Here is an 18626-nt window from a genome sequence, read left to right on the forward strand (position 1 = left end):
GGGTGATGTCGACCCGAGCCGATGCCCAGGCGATCCTCGAACAACTCGCGGGGCCCGACGCCACCTTGCGCGACGACCAGTGGACGGCCATCGAAGCGCTGGTCGTGCAGCGGCGCCGGGCACTGGTGGTCCAGCGCACCGGCTGGGGCAAGTCGGCCGTCTACTTCATCTCGGCCAAGCTGCTGCGCGCAGCGGGCCACGGACCGACGGTCATCGTGTCGCCGCTGCTCGCGTTGATGCGCAACCAGGTGGCGGCCGCCGAGAAGGCCGGCGTGCATGCCGCCACAATCAACTCGAGCAACATGGCGGACTGGTCGGAGGTCCACGAGAAGGTCAGGCGCGGAGATCTCGATGTGCTGCTCGTCAGCCCGGAACGGTTGAACAATCCGGACTTTCGCGACGAGGTGCTGCCCGCGCTCGCGAACGACGCGGGCCTCGTCGTCGTCGACGAGGCGCACTGTGTCTCGGACTGGGGCCACGATTTCCGGCCGGACTACCGGCGCATCCGCACGCTGCTCGCCGACCTCGGCACCGGCATACCGGTGCTGGCCACCACCGCGACCGCCAACGACAGGGTGGTCGCCGACGTCGCGGCGCAGCTCGGGGTCGGCGGTACGGACACCCTTGTCCTGCGCGGCGGATTGGACCGCGAATCGCTTCGGCTCTCGGTGGTGAAGGCCGGCAATCCGGCCCAACGTGCCGCTTGGCTTGTCTCTCATATCGATTCGCTTCCCGGCTCGGGGATCGTCTACACGCTGACCGTTGCCCAGGCCAACGACGTGGCGGCCCTGCTGGCCGAACAGGGGCACAAGGTCGCCGCCTACACCGGCGCCACCGAAGCCTCCGAACGTGAGCAACTCGAAGCCGATCTGCTCGCCAACCGGGTCAAGGCGCTCATCGCGACCTCTGCGTTGGGCATGGGGTTCGACAAACCCGATCTGGGTTTCGTCGTGCACCTCGGGGCACCGTCCTCGCCGATCGCCTACTACCAGCAGGTCGGCCGCGCGGGCCGCTCCACCGACAGTGCCGAGGTGGTCCTGCTTCCCGGACATGAGGACCAGGACGTGTGGCGGTACTTCGCCTCGGTGGCGTTTCCCTCAGAGTCCATGGTGCGCACCGTGATTCAGGCGCTGGAAGCCGAACGGCCGCAGTCGACGGCCGCCCTCGAACCTCTGGTCGACCTCAACCGGTCCCGGCTCGAGATGGTCCTGAAGGTACTCGACGTCGACGGGGCGGTGCGGCGTGTGAAGGGCGGCTGGATCGCGACCGGACAACCGTGGAGCTATGACGAGCCCCGGTACCGCACCCTCGACGAGGCCAGAAAGCGTGAGCAGCAGGCGATGCTGGACTATCAATCCACCACCGATTGCCGGATGGCCTTCCTGCGCGGTCAGCTCGACGACCCCGAACTCTCCGCCGGCGAGCGATGTGGTCGGTGTGACAACTGCACGGGGGCAACATATTCCGCGGATGTCGACATCGCCGTTGCCGAGGATTCCCGGAATCGGCTCATGCGGCCGGGCGTTCTGCTCGCACCGCGCAAGCAGTGGCCGACCGGCCTCGGGAAACTCGGCATCGACCTCAGCGGGAAGATCAGTGACGGCCCGGCACCCGGACGGGTCATCGGCAGGCTCACGGACCTGGGTTGGGGAGCACGGTTGCGCGCACTGCTGGAAGCCGAGGACGCCGAGGTCTCCGATGACGTCGTACAGGCCGCGGTCAAGGTACTCGCGTCCTGGAATTGGGAAACTAGACCTACCGCTGTCATCGCGATGGACTCGGACTCGCATCCGCAGCTGATCTCGTCACTGGCGCGCAGGCTGGCCGAGTTGGGTCGGCTGACCGATCTCGGTGTTCTGCGGTACGCGCCGGATCGGCGACCGGTGACCGCCGCCAATTCCGCTTACCGCGTCGCCGCGCTGCACCGGTCGTTCGAGGAACCGGATCCCGCCGTGGCGGAGTCCGCCGGTGGACCGGTCCTGCTGGTCGACGACATGGCCGACACCGGGTGGACGCTGACGATGGCGGCGCGGGTGCTGCGCAGTGCGGGAGTGGCGGATGTGCTGCCGCTCGCTCTGGCGGGCACCTCCTAGCCGCGATCAGTTTCGTCCGCCAGTCTTGCGCCTATGACCTGCGGTGATGCCGCACGACAGGGAGCTGTTCGAGACGCCGGAATGTTTGGCCGTTCCGCCGACCGGTTAGGCCTTGGGGGACCGTGATCGCAAATCTCAAGGAGTGATCTCTCAAATGCTGGCAACCGTGACGACTGTGCGCCGCGGGCTCTTCGGCATGTTCGCCGGTGGCCTGTTCGCCTTCGGTGCCGCGGCGATCGTGTCGCCCGTGGCGAGCGCACAACCAGCCGATCCCGCGTGCTCGGCGAGCAACATCGCCGGAACGGTGAGCAATGTGGCTGCCTCCGAGGGCGCCTACCTTGCCGCGAACCCACAGATCAACGATGCGCTGACCGACATCTCGGCGCAGCCGCAGCCTGAGGCACAGAGCGCCTATGCCGCGTTCTTCCAGCAGAACCCGCAGATCGAGGACCAGCTCATGGCGGTCCATCAGCCGGCTAGCGCGTTGGAGGCTCAATGTGGCCTGAAGGTTGAGCCAACCCCGGTTGCGCAGGCTGTCTGGAGCGCGGGCTCGGCGGAGACGCCGACTTCACGGCAGGCTCCGGAGGTCATCGCCCCGCCGATGGCACCCGGTATGACACCGGATTCGTCCGGTATGCCCATGGCCTGAGGCAGCACCTCAGTTTGACGACACTCGCCGTGTCTGTGCACCCCCGCACAGGCGCGGCGAGCGTCTTTGTGCCTGAAAGTAGTTCGCGAAATGAGGTATCGACCTACCCTAACGACCGCGGTTTCGCAGCGCGAAGATGACGGAGCCGGACCGGCCGGCGTTCAGCTTCAGGGGAGGGCGACAATGAAGTATCTCGTGTCTTGGACCTACCGCTTCGGCGGTTCTGCTGCCGAGAATGAAGAGTCAGTGCGACGGGGTCTCGAAGTGTTCGCGAAGTGGGCGCCGCCGTCGTCTGCCGCCTACCACCAGTTCGTCGGCCGTCTCGACGGTGGCGGAGGATTCGCAGTGGTCGAGACCGACAATCCGGCCGATTTATCGGACACCACAAGCAAATTCGGATTTATCGCCGAATACCAGATCTTCCCCGTCGTCGACATCGACCAGTCGGCACACGCCTTGCAGCAGGGCGTGGACTTCCGCGCGGCGATCAGCTGAACGAGCGTTTCGCGCCGCCCAACTGGGTCGTCACCGCGTCGGCGGTCTGTACCACTGCACGGGATCGCTCGGTAATCTCGTTGTCTGTCAACGACTTTCCGATGTGCATGGACGCGACCATCACCTGACGCTGGTAATGGTCGTACACCGGCGCCGAGATCACGCTGATGTCGACACGTTTGCGATTGGTGCTTTCGTCGCGCAGATACACGCGCTCGCCGATATCGGAGACCAGTTCGCCCAGCAATGCCCGTAATTCGTCGGGGAGATTCGTCGGCATGCCCGCCATCAGTGAGTACAGCCGCCGCCCACCCGGGGTCAGACGTTCCACCAGGTAGCCGTCTGCGCGGCAGCGATTGATCACACGGTTCAGTCGCGTCACATCGGTGCGCAATGGAAGTGTGGGCTGCATCGCCAGCCAATCGCGCTCGGCTTCGTCGTCCCACAGCACGAACATCAGACCGACCGGAGGAGCGAACGGATAGCTCTGGCCGATTTCGACCCCGGGGCGCGCACCCGTCGGGGCGACCAGGTCCAGCAGCGTGATGCGGTCGTCGACCACCGCCGACAGTGCCGCGGTGGCGCCGAAGCGCGCGGACAGCCGGCGCAACTGTTCCCGCGCGGCCGGGCTGACGCGCAGCGACTCCTGAGCCTTGTGCCCGAGCGTGATCAGCGATGGGCCGAGCCGGTAGGTCTTGTCGGCCGGGTCGCGCACCAGATATCCGGCGTCGGCGAGCGAGGTGACGATGCCGAGGCACGTCGGCTTGCTCAGCCCGATCCGCCGCGCCAACTCGGACACCCCGAACCGCTCGGTCGGGTGGCCGGCCAGAAAGTCCAGAATCCGGACCACCCGGTCGGTGGGCGGCGAGGCGCGCGTGGGCTGGATCGGCGTCACCATGGATGCAATATAGCCGTACACCGTTCCAAATATGAAACGGTCCGGTCGATATATTGACTCTCGATAGAACACGTTCTAGTTTTGTCGCTGTGTTTGCGAAGCCGCTGGCCGATGCCATCGCCGAGGCCGAGAATCTGGTCGCGGCCGCCCCGTTCATCGAATCCGAAGCCGATCTTCTCGAAGGATTGCAGTACCTGGCCGGGTGCATCGCCGCGTGCACGCACGTTGCCTTCGACTACGACCGCGACCATCCGTTCCTGCACAGCGGTACGGGTCCCTTCACGAAGATGGGCCTCGACAACCCCGACACGATGTACTTCGGCACCCGGGTGCAACCCGGTCACGAATACGTTGTCACCGGCACGCGGGGCACCACCACCGACGTCAGCTTCCAGCTGCTCGGTGGTGAGTACACCGACGAGGTCGTGCCCGACAGTGAGACGGCTTTCGACGACCGCCGCCTCGACATCGCCGCCGACGGCACCTTCGAATGGCGCTTCACTCCCGATACGCCGTCGCAGCTGGTGATCCGCGAGGTCTACAACGACTGGTCCGCCCAACGGGGCACGTTTGCCATCGCGCGCACCGACACCGAAGGTACGGCGCCGCCGCCGCTGACCAGGGAACTCATCGAGAAGCGCTACGCCGTCGCGGGCAAGCAACTCGTTCAGCGGGTGAAGACGTGGTTGCAGTTTCCGCAGTGGTTCTACAACGACACCGCGCCCAACGAGATGGTCTCGCCCCGACTCACCCCCGGAGGCCTTGCGACGCAGTACTCGTCGGCCGGGCAATTCGATCTCGCCGAGGATCAGGCGCTGGTCATCACGCTGCCCGTCACCGACGCGCCCTATCTCGGATTCCAGCTGGGAAGCCTCTGGTACATCTCCCTCGACTACATCAATCACCAGACGTCACTGAATGGCACTCAGGCGCAAGCGGATCCGGATGGCAAGATTCGGATCGTCGTGTCCGACCGCAACCCCGGCGTGACCAACTGGGTCGAGACGCTCGGGCACCGCAAGGGGTTCCTGCAGTTCCGCTGGCAGCGGGTGTCGCGGGAACTGACGGCGGCCGACGGTCCCACGGTGGAGTTGGTTGACGCCGACAAGGTGAGCGCGGCGTTGCCGTACTACGACACGAACAAGATCACCGCAGAGGACTGGCGCGCGCGTATTGCACTGCGCCAGAAGCAGATCGGCGAAAGAATGGTGGGTTAGGTCATGGCGGGTTCCGCAGGACTTCTGGACGGGAAAGTTGTCGTCATCAGCGGCGTCGGACCGGCGCTGGGCACCACGCTCGCCCGGCGCTGCGCCGAAGCCGGCGCCGACCTGGTGCTGGCGGCGCGCACGGTGGAACGACTGGACGACGTCGCCAAGCAGATCACCGATCTGGGTAGGCGTGCGGTGTCGGTGGGCACCGACATCACCGACGAGGCGCAGGTCGAGAACCTCGTGGCCGAGTCGCTGAAGGCGTACGGGAAAGTGGACGTGCTGATCAACAACGCATTCCGGGTCCCGTCGATGAAGCCTTTCGCCAACACCACGTTCGAGCACATGCGCGACGCGATCGAGCTGACGGTGTTCGGTGCGCTGCGCATGGTCCAGGGGTTCACCCCCGCCCTGGCCGAGTCGAAAGGCTCTGTCGTCAATGTGAACTCGATGGTGGTGCGTCATTCGCAAGCAAAGTACGGCGCGTACAAGATGGCGAAGTCGGCGCTGCTGGCGATGTCGCAGACCCTGGCCACCGAGCTGGGCGACCAGGGCATCAGGGTGAATTCGATACTCCCCGGCTATATCTGGGGCGGCACGCTGCAGAGCTACTTCGAACACCAGGCCGGCAAGTACGGCACCAGCGTCGACGACATCTACAACGCCGCGGCGGCGGGCTCCGACCTCAAGCGGCTGCCCACCGAGGACGAGGTCGCCTCGGCGATCCTGTTCATGGCCAGCGACCTGTCCAGCGGCATCACCGGGCAGGCACTCGATGTGAATTGCGGGGAGTACAAGGCGTAATGGGCAGAACCGATGTAGGCACCGTCGAGGACCTGCACGCATCAGCCGTCAAGGCCTGCGGCCTCGACGATTTCGGCTCCGGCGACGACAACTACCGCGAGGCGCTCGCCGTCCTGCTCGAGTCGTTCCAGCGCGACGCCGACCTCACCGAGTTCGGCAGCAAGATGCAGCGGTTCTTCGTCCGCAACGCGCTCGTCGCACGCCTCGTCTCCGAAGCGGCGTTCAAGCAGTACCCGGAGCATGCCGACGTGCCGATCGAGCGGCCGATCTTCGTCACCGGGCTGCCCCGCACCGGTACGACGGCGGTGCACCGACTGCTGGCCAACGACCCCAGGCACCAAGGACTGGAACTGTGGCTGGCCGAGTTCCCGCAGCCCCGGCCGCCCCGCGAAACCTGGTCGCAGAACCCGGTTTTCCAGCAACTCGACGCGCAGTTCACCAAAGCGCACGAAGAGAACCCGGACTACACCGGACTGCACTTCATGACCGCCGACGAGGTCGAAGAGTGCTGGCAACTCCTTCGCCAGTCACTGCACTCGGTGTCGTACGAGACGCTGGCGCACGTGCCGACGTACTCACAGTGGCTCGCGCGTCAGGACTGGACGAAGTCCTATCAGCGGCACCGCCGCAACCTGCAGCTCATCGGCCTCAACGATGCCGAGAAGCGTTGGGTGCTCAAGAATCCCAGCCACCTGTTCGCGCTCGATGCTTTGTTGGCCGTCTACCCGGATGCGCTCGTCGTGCAGTGCCATCGGCCTGCCGAGACGATCATGGCGTCGATGTGCTCGTTGGCCCAGCACACCACCGAGGGGTGGTCGAACACCTTCACCGGTGACGTCATCGGCGCTGATTCGATGGAGACCTGGTCGCGGGGTCTGGAACTGTTCAACGCCGAGCGCGCCAAACGCGATCCGGCCCAGTTCTACGATCTCGACTACTTCAAGCTCATCAAGGATCCGGTGGGGGCGGTCGAGGACATCTACCGCGCCTTCGATATCGAGTTCACCGACGCGGCAAGGGAGTCCGTGGTGAACACCCACGAAGAGAGCAAGAAGGGTCCCCGCGCCCCGAAGCACACCTACTCGCTGGCGGACTACGGTCTGACCGACGAGGAAGTGAAGGAACGCTTCAAGGGTCTATAGACGGCTCGCCGTCGTGGTCTGTAGACGGCGGTTGGCTCAACCGTCGCCCGGCGACGGTGCGCTCGAGTACTCCTCGAGGCAGCCTTCGGCGACGGCGTGCCTGATGCTGTCGGCGAGCCGCGGGCACGACCGCGAACGCGCGGGATCGCCGCCGGCATCACGGATTTCGGTGAAATGCGCGCAGCGTTTGGTGGCCTCGGCGCTCCACTGCACCGACGTGTGCGTCGGCCCGAGTTTCTTGACCTGGACCGCGACGTGGCAGAAGCGGCAGTCGACCGACACCAGCCCGGAAGTCAGATAACGTTCGCGGTCGCGGTCGGTGCCCTCCCGCACGGCCGCAGCCCGGTCCGGGTCGGAGGCGAAATCCGGTGCTTTGCGCCAGGATCCGTTGCCGCCGCCACCCGAAGGTGGGCCGTGGTCGTGCTCGTCCTCGTCGTGTCCGTGAAGCAGGAGCATCGACTTGGCGAGGCGATCCACATCCGGCGCGTCGCTCATGTCAGGTCGCCGCCTGCTCCGCTTTCTCAGACTCCGCCTTCTCAGCCTTTTCGGCTTCACGCGCCTTCAGATTCTCTTCGACCTCGACGTGCCACTTCTCGTTGGCGATCGTGGTATCGACCTCCATCTCGAAGCGGTCGGTCATCTCCGGTGTCACGTCGGCGACGTCGACATAGAACTGCTGGTACCAGCGGCGCATCTGGTAGACAGCGCCGTCCTCCTCGACCAGCAGCGGGTTGTCGATGCGGGTCTTGTGCTTCCAGATCTCGACATCCTGCAGGAAGCCCTTGCTGACGCCGTCGGTGAAGGCATCGGCCAGCTTCTCGGTGGTCTTGTCGTCCAAGCCTTTCGGCTTCTCGACGATGACGCCCCACTGCAACATGAAGGAATCCTGGGACACCGGGTAGTGGCAGTTGATCAGGATCGACTCGGCCTTAAAGTCGCCGTACGTGTTGTGCAGCCAGTTGATCATGAACGACGGGCCGAAGTAGCTCGCTTCGGAGTCGAGCGACGCATCACCGTAGGCGGTGCCCATGTCGTTGATGTCCGGGCGGCCCACGTTGTGCAGGTACTGGCTGGCGATGTGGCCCTCGAAGACGTTCTTGAAGTACGTCGGAAGGCCGAAGTGGATGTAGAAGAAGTGCGCCATGTCGGTGACGTTGTCGATGATCTCGCGACAATTGGAGCCCTCGATCAGCATCGAGTTCCACTTCCAGTCGGTCCACTCGCCGCTGGACCACTCCGCGATCTCGGGGATGCGGACTTCTTCCTGGGGCGGATTGCCCTCGTGGTCGTTCCAGACGAACAGCAGACCACCGCGCACATCGGTATGCCACGCCCGTGTGCGTGCCAGCCGCGGGGTGCGCTTGGCGTACGGCACGAGCTTGCACTTACCGTCGCCGCCCCAGCGCCAGTCGTGGAACGGGCAGGCGACCTCGTCGCCCTTGACCTCGCCCTGGGCGAGATTGCCGCCCATATGGCGGCAATAGCCGTCCAGGACCTTCAGTTCGCCCTGCGAATCGGCGAAGACGACCAGCATCGTGTCGAAGATCTCGATGCCGTGCGGCTTCCCGTCGCGAAAGTCTTTGACCGGGCCGAGGCAGTGCCAGCCCCGGGCGAATCGGTCGGGCAGGGCGCCGGTGTCGATCTCACGAATGCCGGCGGTTGCCGTGCTTGATTCCGCGCTCACCTCGGGCCTCCCAAATTCTCGGCTTCCTAACTAGAACACGTTACAGTTTTGCCGTCTTTCCGGCAATCCAATCGCCTGTCACCTGCGCAGAATGTTGCCTTCGACACTTCCTGGCATGGATACCCACTTGCGGCGCCCTTATATAGTGGACAAAGTGTTCATTAATTGGAGGGAGGCGTCGTGACGGCTCTGGTGACGCAACCGACGACGGGCGAGATCGCGCGTCATGGCGCCAAGCGGTGGATGACCGTTGCCGCCGCGACCTTCGCGATCGCGTGGGGCGGCAACGAGTTCACGCCGCTCCTCGTCATGTACCGCGCGCAGGAAGGCTTCAGCGCGCTGACCGTGGACCTCCTGCTGTTCGCCTACGTGCTGGGCATCGTTCCCGCGCTGCTGATCGGTGGCCCGCTCTCCGATCGCTTCGGGCGCCGTCCACTGATGTTGCCCGCGCCGGTTCTCGCGGCCGTGGGATCGCTGATCCTCGCGCTCGGCGCCGACTCGGCCGTCGTACTCGGGGTCGGCAGGGTGTTCAGCGGACTTGCGCTGGGCCTCGCGATGGCCGTGGGCAGCAGCTGGATCAAAGAACTGTCGAGCCCGCCCTGGGAGGACGGCGACGCCGGTGCCCGACGCGCCGCGATGAGCCTGACGGCGGGCTTCGGCCTCGGGGCTGCCGTCGCGGGCACGCTGGCGCAGTGGGGTCCGGCGCCCACGATGGTGCCGTACGCCGTCAACGTCGTGATGGCCATCGTCGCCGCCGTGCTCCTTGTGGCTGCCCCGGAAACCCGTCTGCGCACCGAATCGACCGGCCCGTGGTGGATCGACCTCGCGGTCCCGAGCGCGGCGCACCGGCGCTTCCTGCGCATCGTCGTCCCGGTCGCTCCGTGGGTGTTCGGCGCCGGTGCCTCGGCCTACGCCGTGCTGCCCGCGCTTATGACCGACCGCGTCACCGCGGCGCCCATCGCGTTCTCGGCGCTCATGTGCCTGGTGGCGCTCGGCGTCGGGTTCGCGGTGCAGCACTTCGGTCGCCACGTGGTGGGACGCGGCGCGGGCGTGGTTCTCGCGCTGGTCTTGTTGGTGTTCGGCATGGCACTGGCGGCGTGGACGTCAGCCGCGCTCTCGGTGTGGGTGGCCCTGCCATCTGCCGCCGTGCTCGGTGCCGGCTACGGCATGGCGCTGCTGGCCGGCCTGCACGAGATCCAGCGCATCGCCGGACCCGATGACCTCGCCGGGCTGACCGCGGTCTTCTACAGCCTGTGCTACTTGGGGTTCGGCGTGCCGGCGGCGATGGCGTTCCTCTCACCGGTGGTGGGTTATCCGGTGATGTTCACAGCGGGGGCACTTCTCGCCGTCGGCTGCCTGGTCTTCACGGTGACGGGATACCGGCGGGTGCCAGCCCTAAGCTGACGGTGTGTCCGCTGCATCCGAAGAGGAACCCGCCGCACGCCGCGGGCGTCCCCGCAGCGAAGCCGTACGCAACGCGGTCCTCGCCGCCGCCGCCGAACTGGCACTGGCCGGCGGACCCGCAGCGGCGTCCGTCGACGCCATCGCCAAACGCGCCGAGGTCAGCCGCACGACCATCTACAAGTGGTGGCCGTCCGCCGCCGCGATCGTGTTGGAGGGGCTATACGAGAAGGTGCGCAACTCGGTGACGCGGCCCCCGGGGAGCACCTCGGTCGACGCCATCACCCATCACGTCAAGGCGCTCTTCGAATTCCTGGCCGATCCAGAAGTTGGGCCGTTGCTACGCAACGTAATTGCGGCGTCGGCGTCTGATCCGGCGATCGAGCGGGCACTGTTCGAGCAGTGGATCACCCCGCGTCGAGGCGCCATCGCCGCCATTGTGCGCGATGCCGTCGACAACGGCGAACTGCCCGCCGACACCGACGTGGAGGTCGCCGTCGACGCGTTGGTGTCCCCTCCGTACTACCGGTTGATGTTCGGAATGCCCACCCTCGATGACGTTTCGATCGACCATCTGGTTCAGACGGTGTGGCAGGGCTGCCTGCGTTAGCGTCGGGAAACCGTCACGCTCCGGGCTTGTCGGCCCCCACCACCCACATCGAGTAGTACTGTGCGCCACCGCCGTACGCGTGGCCGAGAGCCTTGCGGGCGCCCTGAACCTGGTGCTCGCCGCCTTTGCCCATCACCTGGATCGCCGACTCGGCGAACCGGATCATGCCTGACGCGCCGATCGGGTTCGACGACAGCACGCCGCCCGACGGGTTGAACGGGATGCGACCCGTGATGGCCGTCTCGCCTGCCTCGGTCAGCTTCCAGCCCTCGCCCTCGGGTGCAAAACCGAGGCTTTCCAACCACATCGGCTCATACCAGGAGAACGGCACGTACACCTCGGCCACGTCGATCTCGTCGATCGGGCTGGTGATGCCGGCCGCCTTCCACAGCGCCGCGGCCGCATCGCGGCTCGCCTGGGGGTTGACCTGGTCGCGGCCGGAATAGGCCAACGGTTCGGTGCGCAGTGCGGTGGCATGGATCCATGCCACCGGATGTCCTTCGGCGACACGGGCATCGGCGGCAGCCTCGTCACCGATCACCAGCGCGGCGGCGCCGTCGGACGACGGGCAGGTCTCGTCGTATCGGATGGGATCCCACAGCATCGGGGACTCCATCACCTTCTCCAGCGTGATGTCGGGCTGATGCAGATGGGCCAACGGATTCTTCGCGCCGTTGAGCCGGTCCTTCACCGCCACCATCGCGCCGATGTGGTTCGGCGCGCCCGAGCGGCGGATGTAGGCACGCACGTGCGGGGCGAAGTAGCCGCCCGCGCCGGCACCGACAGGCTTGGTGAACGGCACCGGAATGCTCAACGCCCACATGGCATTCGACTCGGACTGCTTCTCCCACGCCATCGTCAGCACTCGGCGGTACTTGCCGGACTGCACCAGGCTGGCCGCGACGATCGCCGTCGACCCACCGACCGAACCGGCTGTGTGGACACGGATCAACGGCTTACCGGTAGCGCCCGTGGCGTCGGCCATGAACAGCTCGGGCATCATGACGCCCTCGAAGAAGTCCGGGGCCTTGCCGACGACGACTGCGTCGATGTCGGCGAGCGTGACACCGGCGTCCTCAAGGGCCCGGTCGATGGCCTCGCGGACGAGGCCGTTCATCGAGACGTCCTTACGCTTGGCGACGTACTTCGTCTGCCCGGTGCCCAGCACCGCGGCAAGCTTCTTGGCCATCAGTTCTTGCCTTCCAGGACGGCGACCAGATTTTGTTGCAGCGCAGGCCCGCTCGTCGCGTGCGCAAGCACACGGGACGCGTTGCCTTCGAAGATGTGCTGTGCGGCGAAGCCAATCCGCTCGAGGCCCGCCGAAAACATCGGGTTGGCGGCCAGCGCGCCGCCGGACGGATTGATCTTCGTCGAGTCCGGCAGGCCGATCGCCTCTTTGAGGATCAGCTGCTGATGGCTGAACGGTGCATAGATCTCGGCGATCTCGATCGACGACGCGTCACCACCGGTGGCGGCCGCCGCCGAGGCTGCGGTGGACGGCGACGTCGTGAGGTCGCGGGCACCGAGGACCGGGGTCTCGATGCGGTGCTCGATCCCGGTGATCCACGCCGGGTTTTCCCGCAGCTCGCGGGCACGGTCTCCCGCGGCGAGAACGATCGCTGACGCGCCGTCGGTGATCGGCGCAATGTCGTGGCGGCGCAACGGATCAGCGAAGTACGGCTGATTCAACAGCGCCTCGACGCTGCTGCCGGGGTCCAGGCGATCCACGCGCGGCGCCGCAGCCGCGGCATCAAGCGCAACCTGGGCCATCTGCTCGGCGGTCCACTTACCGGAGTCGAGTCCGAAGCGGGCCTGCAGTCCGGCCATGCTCACCGAGTCGGGCCACAGCGGCGCGACGGTGTACGGGTCGGTCTGCAGCGACAGCACGCGGCGCAGGGTGCCGGCCGACGACTTGCCGAACCCGTAGACGAGCGCCGTCTCGACCTCGCCGGTGAGGATCTTGATATAGGCCTCATACAGCGCCCACGCGGCGTCCATCTCGACGTGTGACTCGTTGATCGGCGGCACGGCGCCGATCGAGTCGATGGCAGAGATGAACGAGAATGCCCGTCCGGCAAGGTAATCGGAGGAGCCTGAGCACCAGAAACCGAGATCGGTCTGCTTCAGGCCGAGCTCGCTGTACAGCTTGTGGAAGCACGGCATGAGCATCTCGACGCCGTTGGTGGTGCCGTTGGTGCGGCGGACGTGGGGTGCGTGCGCAAACCCGACTACTGCGACATCAGTCATTGATTTGTCAGCCTTTACAGGTGGTGCTTGTAGGTGTCGTAGTCGGCGTCCGGTTCGCCGGTCGGCCGGAAGTAGTCGATGTTGTCGATGCCAAGGCCCCACTCCTCCTTGGGTTTCCACACGGCCTGCACTCGCATACCCATCCGCACGTCTGCCGGGTCGATCTCGGTGACCAGATGCAGGAACGGGATGTCGGCACCGTCGAGCAGCACGTAGGCCGCGACGTAGGGCGGCTTGATGCGCTGCCCGGCGAACGGAATGTTGATGATCGCGAACGTCGTCACGGTGCCCTTGTCGGGCAGTTCGACGTAGTTGTCGAGCTCCAGGCCGGTGGCCGGGTTGGCCTCCTTCGGCGGGAAGTACACCTTGCCGTCGGTGCCGGTGCGGGCGCCCAGCAGCTTGCCCTGTTCCAGGGCGCGCAGGAATGTGCTCTCGGGAAGCGATGCGGTGTGCTGGATCTCGATCTGGGTCGGCACGACGAGCATCGTCACAGGGTCGAGGCCCTCGGCGGGTGGCGGAACGTCCTCGGCTTCGTCGCCCAGCGCGAAGTACGCGATGTCGGTGATCGCGCCGACGGTCTCGTCGACCCAATGGGCGTGCACCCGGGTGCCTGTGGTGATTCCTGCGGAACCCGCGCCTCCTGTTTCCACGGCGTGCAGCAGGGGGGTGTCCGCGCCGTCGAGTTGGATCAGGGCCCACGCGAACGGGCGCGCCAGCGGCTGCCCCTCCAGCGGTTCGGGCTGCCATGTCCACGACAGCACCGTGCCGACACTGGCCACCGGTACGATCTCGCTCAATCGCTCCCAGGTGACGGGGTCGTACTCGGCAGGCGGAACGAGAACCTTGCCGTCCGAGCCGCGAACCCCGACGATGCGCCGCTCGCGCAGCGCAGTGAAGAACTCGCCGAGGAGCGGTCCTACTGAACGGGTGTAGTCGAATGCGAGCTTCAGTGGAGCGGAAAGCGGCGCCTCATGGGGATCGATCTGCACCGGGCTGCCTTGGCTGGTGGTCACGGCATCGAGTAGAACAGGTTCTAAGAATGGTTTCAACCATCGGTCGAGAGGCGAGCATATGAAGCTGGGTCTGCAACTCGGATATTGGGGCGCGCAGCCGCCGACCAACCACGCCGAACTCGTCGCGACGGCCGAGGAGGCCGGGTTCGACACCGTGTTCACCGCCGAAGCGTGGGGCTCGGATGCCTACACGCCGCTTGCGTGGTGGGGCCGTGAGACGACACGAATGCGGCTCGGCACGTCAGTTCTGCAGCTCTCGGCGCGCACGCCCACCGCGCTCGGTATGGCGGCGCTGACTCTCGATCACCTGTCCGGTGGGCGGCACGTCGTCGGCCTCGGAGTCTCCGGCCCGCAGGTCGTCGAGGGCTGGTACGGCGCCAAGTTCCCGAAGCCGCTGGCCCGCACCCGCGAGTACATCGACATCCTGCGCCAGGTCTGGGCGCGGGAAGCGCCGGTGCACAGCGACGGGCCGCACTACCCGCTGCCGCTGACCGGCGAAGGCACCACGGGACTGGGCAAGAACCTCAAGCCCATCACGCATCCGCTGCGCGCCGACATCCCCGTCATGCTCGGTGCAGAGGGGCCGAAGAACGTAGCGCTGGCTGCCGAGATCTGCGACGGGTGGCTGCCGATCTTCTACAGCCCGCGCATCGCCGGCATGTACAACGAGTGGCTCGACGAGGGCTTCGCGCGCCCGGGTGCGCGTCGCACTCGCGAGACATTCGAAATCTGTGCGACCGCGCAGGTCGTGGTCACCGAAGACCGCCCGGCGATCATGGAGCTGATGAAGCCGCACCTGGCGCTCTACATGGGCGGAATGGGCGCCGAGGACACCAACTTCCACGCCGACGTGTATCGCCGCATGGGGTACGCCGAGGTCGTCGACGACGTCACGAAGCTGTTCCGCAATGACAAGAAAGACGAGGCTGCCAAGGTCATCCCCGATGAGCTGGTCGACGATTCTGCGATCGTCGGCGACCTGCCCTACGTCCAGGAGCAGATCAAGGCGTGGGAGGCCGCGGGCGTGACGATGATGGTCGTCGGTGCGCGTTCGCCCGAGCAGATCCGCGATCTCGCCGCGCTCGTCTAGGTGCGACTAGACACTTTCTTGCCGAGTGTCTAGTGCCCGTCTAGATTAATGGTGTGACCGGTACCACTTCGCCCTCGCAGCACACCATTCAAGGCACCACCCTGACGATGCCGGTGCGCGTGCGCACCGCCCATCAGCACACCGCGATGTTCGTCGTGGAGGCCGACGCCGCCCAGCGGATGATCGACTACAGCGGATTCCGGGTGTGCCGCTTCGGCAGAGACAACCGCCGCGCGCTCGTCGTGCTGATGCTGATGCGCTACGAGGACACCGATCTGGGCCAGTACTACGAGTACGGCACCAACGTGATGGTGAACCCGCCCGGCACATCTCCTTCTCAAGCAAGCGGGCTCAAGGCCCTCCAGTCAGCCGGCGCCTTCGTCCACCACCTCCCCGTCGATCAGTCGTTCACGCTGGAAGCGGGGCGCACGATCTGGGGCTACCCGAAGGTGATGTCCGACTTCACCATCCGTAAAGGACGCCAGTTCGGGTTCGACCTGAGCATCGAGGGTCAGCACGTGATCAGCATGGAGTTTGCTCCTGGGCTTCCGATCCCGGCGGCGTTCAGCGGTCGCAAGCAGGTGCACTCGACGTACTCGTACCTCGACGGTGTCGCGCGGGAAACCGCCGGCGAGATGGTGCTCTCCGGCGTCCGTTACCGTCCCGGTGGAGTTTCGATCCGACTTGGCGAACACCCCTACGCGGCGGAGCTCGCGTCCCTAGGCTTGCCCAAACGCGCACTCGTGTCGAGTTCTGCAGCCAATGTCGACATGACCTTCGCCGATGCACAGGAGATCGCATGACATCCGTTATCTCGGAACAGGTTCCGACGAAGCCCGACGTCGACTTCACCGACGGCAACTTTTATGCCGACGGCGGTGCACGTGCGGCGTACCGGTGGATGCGCGAGAACCAGCCGATCTTCCGCGACCGCAACGGGTTGGCGGCGGCGACCACCCATCAGGCCGTGTTGGACGCCGAGCGAAATCCGGAGTTGTTCTCCAACACCGGCGGTATCCGGCCCGAGACCCCGGGCATGCCCTACATGATCGACATGGACGATCCGCAGCATGTGTTGCGGCGCAAGCTCGTCAACGCCGGCTTCACCCGCAAGCGTGTCATGGACAAGGTGCCGTCGATCGGAACGCTGTGCGACGCGCTGATCGACTCTGTCTGTGAGAGGGGTGAAGCCGACTTCGTCCGCGACATCGCCGCGCCGCTGCCGATGGCCGTGATCGGCGACATGCTGGGTGTACTCCCCGAGGACCGGTCACTGCTGCTCAAGTGGTCCGACGATCTGGTGGTCGGGTTGAGCTCACACATCGACGAGACGACCGCCCAGGGGATGATGGATGCGTTCGCCGGCTACACGGCGTTCACGATGGACATCATCGCCAAGCGGCGCGCGGAACCGACCGACGACCTCTTCTCGATTCTCGTCAACGCCGAGGTCGAGGGGCAGCGGATGTCCGACGATGAGATCGTCATGGAGACGCTGCTGATTCTGATCGGCGGTGACGAGACGACACGGCACACGCTGTCGGGTGGCACGGAACAGCTTCTGCGGCACCGTGATCAGTGGGAGGCGCTCGTGGCGGATGAGCGCTTGCGCGAAGACCAAAGGACAGGGCCCGAGAAGTTGCCTGGCGCGATCGAGGAGATGCTGCGCTGGACGTCGCCGGTGAAGAACATGTGTCGAACGCTGATGGCCGACACCGAGTTCCATGGCACGGAACTGCGCAAGGACGAGAAGATCATGCTGATGTTCGAGTCCGCGAACTTCGACGAGAACGTGTTCGGCGATCCGCAGAATTTCCGGATCGACCGGAACCCCAACAACCACATGGCATTCGGGTTCGGCTCGCACTTCTGCCTCGGCAACCAGCTGGCGCGCTTGGAGCTGTCGATGATGACCAAGCGGGTGCTGGAGCGGCTACCGGACCTGCGGCTGGCCGACGGCGCCGAGGTGCCGCTGCGGCCGGCGAACTTCGTCAGCGGACCCGAGGCGATGCCCGTCGTCTTCACGCCGACGGCGAAGGTGCTCGGCTAGGGGTCGCTGGTCGCCGAGCGTGGGGCCTGTGTACGGCTTTCGGTTGATTTCCGTACCTGAGGCCCACGCTCGACGCCGGCGCAGCTGGTGACGGCGGGCGATTCGAGGCCACCTGCGGTCACCGCCGCGGCGCGTAGGAGCAGACCGTGCAGGGTGGCCAGCTCGTCGTGCGTCAGCTCGAGGAACACGCCTTCCTCCAGAGAGGCCAGTACCTTCTCTGCCTCGGAGAGCCTCTCGGCGCCTGCTTCGGTGAGCACGACAGTGTGTCGGCGCCGGTCCTGCGGCGACCGCCGACGCTCGACCATCCCCGCGGATTCGAGGTCGTTGAGCAAGGCGACAACGTTCGTCGGGTCGATGCCCAGCGACTCCGCCAGGCCCGCCTGGCCCTGCTCGCCGAAGTCGCGCAGCAGTGTCAGCGCGATGATGTGCCGCGTTCGCAGGCCAACCTTGGCGACCTCGGCCTCGGCAGCGCCCCGGAGTCGTCGGAGTATGAGGTCGAGAAGGGGGCCGAGCAGAAGTTCCTGCCGCGGTCGAGTGCTCACGGCTTCGATAGTACGGGAATACGGAAATGATCCATTTTGTATAGATAGTTTGTACAACACAAACGATCTGTCGAGGAGATCATCATGGCCCAGTTGCTCCACATCGATTCCTCCGTCCAGGGTGACCAGTCGGTCAGCCGCAAGCTGACCGCCCAGGCCGTCGAGCGCTGGCGTGCCGGCCACCCCGACGGAACCGTCGTATACCGCGACCTTGCCGCCGACCCGCTGCCGCACCTGGATCCCCGAGTGTCGGCGACACTGAGTGCCGAGCTGATCGGCGAGATCAATGACGCGGACACCGTGCTACTCGGGCTACCGCTGTACAACTTCGGCTCGCCAAGCACCGTGAAGGCGTGGGTCGACCATGTCGTCGCGGCGGGACTGTCCATCGATGCGGAGACCGGCAAGGGTCTGCTGGGCGGCACCGAGTTGATCGCCATCGAGACCCGCGGCGGCGGCTACGCCCCGGGCACGCCGCGCGAGGGATGGGACCACGCGCAGACGTGGCTCACACACGGCCTGTCGTTGACCGGACTTCAGCCGCGGTTCATCGTCGTCGAACTCACGATGGCGGACACCAACCCGCGGATGGCCGATCTCAGACCGCTGGCAGCACAGAGCCTCGCCGACGGGCAGGCGCAGATCGACGCGTTGTGGCGTGCCGGCGCGACCGCGGGGTAGGTCGCGGCGGGGGCCTTTA

19 protein-coding genes are annotated in these 18626 nt (G+C 66.0%); 12 read left to right on the plus strand and 7 right to left on the minus strand.

The window, feature by feature from the left end:
- Window positions 1-5 precede the first annotated feature (5 nt).
- The 3 genes from P9A17_RS12435 (at window position 6) to P9A17_RS12445 (ending at window position 3237) form a co-directional block, all read left to right on the plus strand.
- Complete coding sequence (locus P9A17_RS12435; RefSeq protein WP_278038952.1) at window positions 6-2093, plus strand: RecQ family ATP-dependent DNA helicase; 2088 nt, start codon at window positions 6-8, stop codon at window positions 2091-2093.
- A 154-nt stretch (window positions 2094-2247) separates the two neighbouring features.
- Complete coding sequence (locus P9A17_RS12440) at window positions 2248-2742, plus strand: heme-binding protein (RefSeq protein ID WP_278038953.1); 495 nt, start codon at window positions 2248-2250, stop codon at window positions 2740-2742.
- 183 nt (window positions 2743-2925) lie between these two features.
- Window positions 2926-3237 (plus strand): DUF3303 family protein, encoded by a 312-nt coding sequence (locus tag P9A17_RS12445; protein WP_278038954.1) that lies wholly within the window; start codon window positions 2926-2928, stop codon window positions 3235-3237.
- Here the strand turns inward: P9A17_RS12445 and P9A17_RS12450 are convergent.
- Entirely contained in the window at window positions 3230-4135 is a 906-nt protein-coding gene (locus P9A17_RS12450; protein ID WP_278039830.1) for a MarR family transcriptional regulator, read from the minus strand. The two genes, P9A17_RS12445 and P9A17_RS12450, sit on opposite strands and share 8 nt — an antisense overlap.
- A gap of 89 nt (window positions 4136-4224) precedes the next feature.
- Here P9A17_RS12450 and P9A17_RS12455 point away from each other — a divergent pair, with 89 nt between their 5' ends.
- From P9A17_RS12455 to P9A17_RS12465, 3 genes are read left to right on the plus strand one after another with little or no spacing between them, the layout of a single operon-like run.
- Window positions 4225-5352, plus strand: coding sequence for a hypothetical protein (locus P9A17_RS12455; RefSeq protein WP_278038955.1), 1128 nt, complete (start codon window positions 4225-4227; stop codon window positions 5350-5352).
- A gap of 3 nt (window positions 5353-5355) precedes the next feature.
- On the plus strand, window positions 5356-6147 hold the full coding sequence (locus tag P9A17_RS12460) for an SDR family oxidoreductase (protein WP_278038956.1): 792 nt from the start codon (window positions 5356-5358) through the stop codon (window positions 6145-6147).
- Window positions 6147-7289 (plus strand): sulfotransferase, encoded by a 1143-nt coding sequence (locus P9A17_RS12465; protein WP_278038957.1) that lies wholly within the window; start codon window positions 6147-6149, stop codon window positions 7287-7289. Before P9A17_RS12460 ends, P9A17_RS12465 begins: the two co-directional genes overlap by 1 nt.
- A gap of 36 nt (window positions 7290-7325) precedes the next feature.
- Here P9A17_RS12465 and P9A17_RS12470 read toward each other — a convergent pair whose 3' ends face one another.
- Complete coding sequence (locus P9A17_RS12470; protein WP_278038958.1) at window positions 7326-7784, minus strand: hypothetical protein; 459 nt, start codon at window positions 7782-7784, stop codon at window positions 7326-7328.
- 1 nt (window position 7785) lies between these two features.
- A complete protein-coding gene (locus tag P9A17_RS12475) occupies window positions 7786-8973 on the minus strand; it encodes a Rieske 2Fe-2S domain-containing protein (protein WP_278038959.1) in 1188 nt (395 codons plus the stop codon).
- A 243-nt stretch (window positions 8974-9216) separates the two neighbouring features.
- Between P9A17_RS12475 and P9A17_RS12480 the strand changes: the two genes are divergently transcribed.
- A complete protein-coding gene (locus tag P9A17_RS12480; RefSeq protein WP_278039831.1) occupies window positions 9217-10377 on the plus strand; it encodes an MFS transporter in 1161 nt (386 codons plus the stop codon).
- A gap of 4 nt (window positions 10378-10381) precedes the next feature.
- Window positions 10382-10984, plus strand: coding sequence for a TetR/AcrR family transcriptional regulator (locus P9A17_RS12485; protein WP_278038960.1), 603 nt, complete (start codon window positions 10382-10384; stop codon window positions 10982-10984).
- A gap of 13 nt (window positions 10985-10997) precedes the next feature.
- Here the strand turns inward: P9A17_RS12485 and P9A17_RS12490 are convergent, their stop codons facing one another.
- From P9A17_RS12490 to P9A17_RS12500, 3 genes are read right to left on the minus strand one after another with little or no spacing between them, the layout of a single operon-like run.
- Complete coding sequence (locus P9A17_RS12490) at window positions 10998-12173, minus strand: thiolase domain-containing protein (RefSeq protein ID WP_278038961.1); 1176 nt, start codon at window positions 12171-12173, stop codon at window positions 10998-11000.
- The gene (locus P9A17_RS12495; protein WP_278038962.1) at window positions 12173-13231 is read right to left on the minus strand and encodes a thiolase domain-containing protein; all 1059 of its coding nucleotides are present in this window, start codon (window positions 13229-13231) and stop codon (window positions 12173-12175) included. The genes P9A17_RS12490 and P9A17_RS12495 overlap by 1 nt, the downstream gene beginning before the upstream one ends.
- Before the next feature lie 14 nt (window positions 13232-13245).
- Window positions 13246-14244, minus strand: a complete 999-nt coding sequence (locus tag P9A17_RS12500; RefSeq protein WP_278038963.1) for an OB-fold nucleic acid binding domain-containing protein — start codon at window positions 14242-14244, stop codon at window positions 13246-13248.
- Window positions 14245-14302: 58 nt separating this feature from the next.
- Here P9A17_RS12500 and P9A17_RS12505 point away from each other — a divergent pair, with 58 nt between their 5' ends.
- The 3 genes from P9A17_RS12505 to P9A17_RS12515 all read left to right on the plus strand — a co-directional run bounded on the left by P9A17_RS12505 (window position 14303) and on the right by P9A17_RS12515 (window position 17384).
- Window positions 14303-15334 carry an LLM class F420-dependent oxidoreductase gene (locus P9A17_RS12505; protein WP_278038964.1) on the plus strand — a complete coding sequence of 344 codons (1032 nt, stop codon included), beginning with the start codon at window positions 14303-14305 and terminating at the stop codon, window positions 15332-15334.
- Window positions 15335-15441: 107 nt separating this feature from the next.
- Complete coding sequence (locus tag P9A17_RS12510) at window positions 15442-16137, plus strand: acetoacetate decarboxylase family protein (protein ID WP_278039832.1); 696 nt, start codon at window positions 15442-15444, stop codon at window positions 16135-16137.
- Entirely contained in the window at window positions 16134-17384 is a 1251-nt protein-coding gene (locus P9A17_RS12515; protein ID WP_278038965.1) for a cytochrome P450, read from the plus strand. The genes P9A17_RS12510 and P9A17_RS12515 overlap by 4 nt, the downstream gene beginning before the upstream one ends.
- Here the strand turns inward: P9A17_RS12515 and P9A17_RS12520 are convergent.
- A complete protein-coding gene (locus P9A17_RS12520; RefSeq protein WP_278038966.1) occupies window positions 17381-17926 on the minus strand; it encodes a MarR family winged helix-turn-helix transcriptional regulator in 546 nt (181 codons plus the stop codon). The genes P9A17_RS12515 and P9A17_RS12520 overlap by 4 nt on opposite strands.
- An 84-nt stretch (window positions 17927-18010) precedes the next feature.
- Between P9A17_RS12520 and P9A17_RS12525 the strand changes: the two genes are divergently transcribed.
- On the plus strand, window positions 18011-18607 hold the full coding sequence (locus P9A17_RS12525) for an NAD(P)H-dependent oxidoreductase (RefSeq protein ID WP_278038967.1): 597 nt from the start codon (window positions 18011-18013) through the stop codon (window positions 18605-18607).
- Window positions 18608-18626: the final 19 nt, after the last annotated feature.

It is taken from the genome of Mycobacterium sp. 236(2023) (assembly GCF_029623955.1).
In the GTDB taxonomy this organism is placed as follows: Bacteria; Actinomycetota; Actinomycetes; order Mycobacteriales; family Mycobacteriaceae; genus Mycobacterium.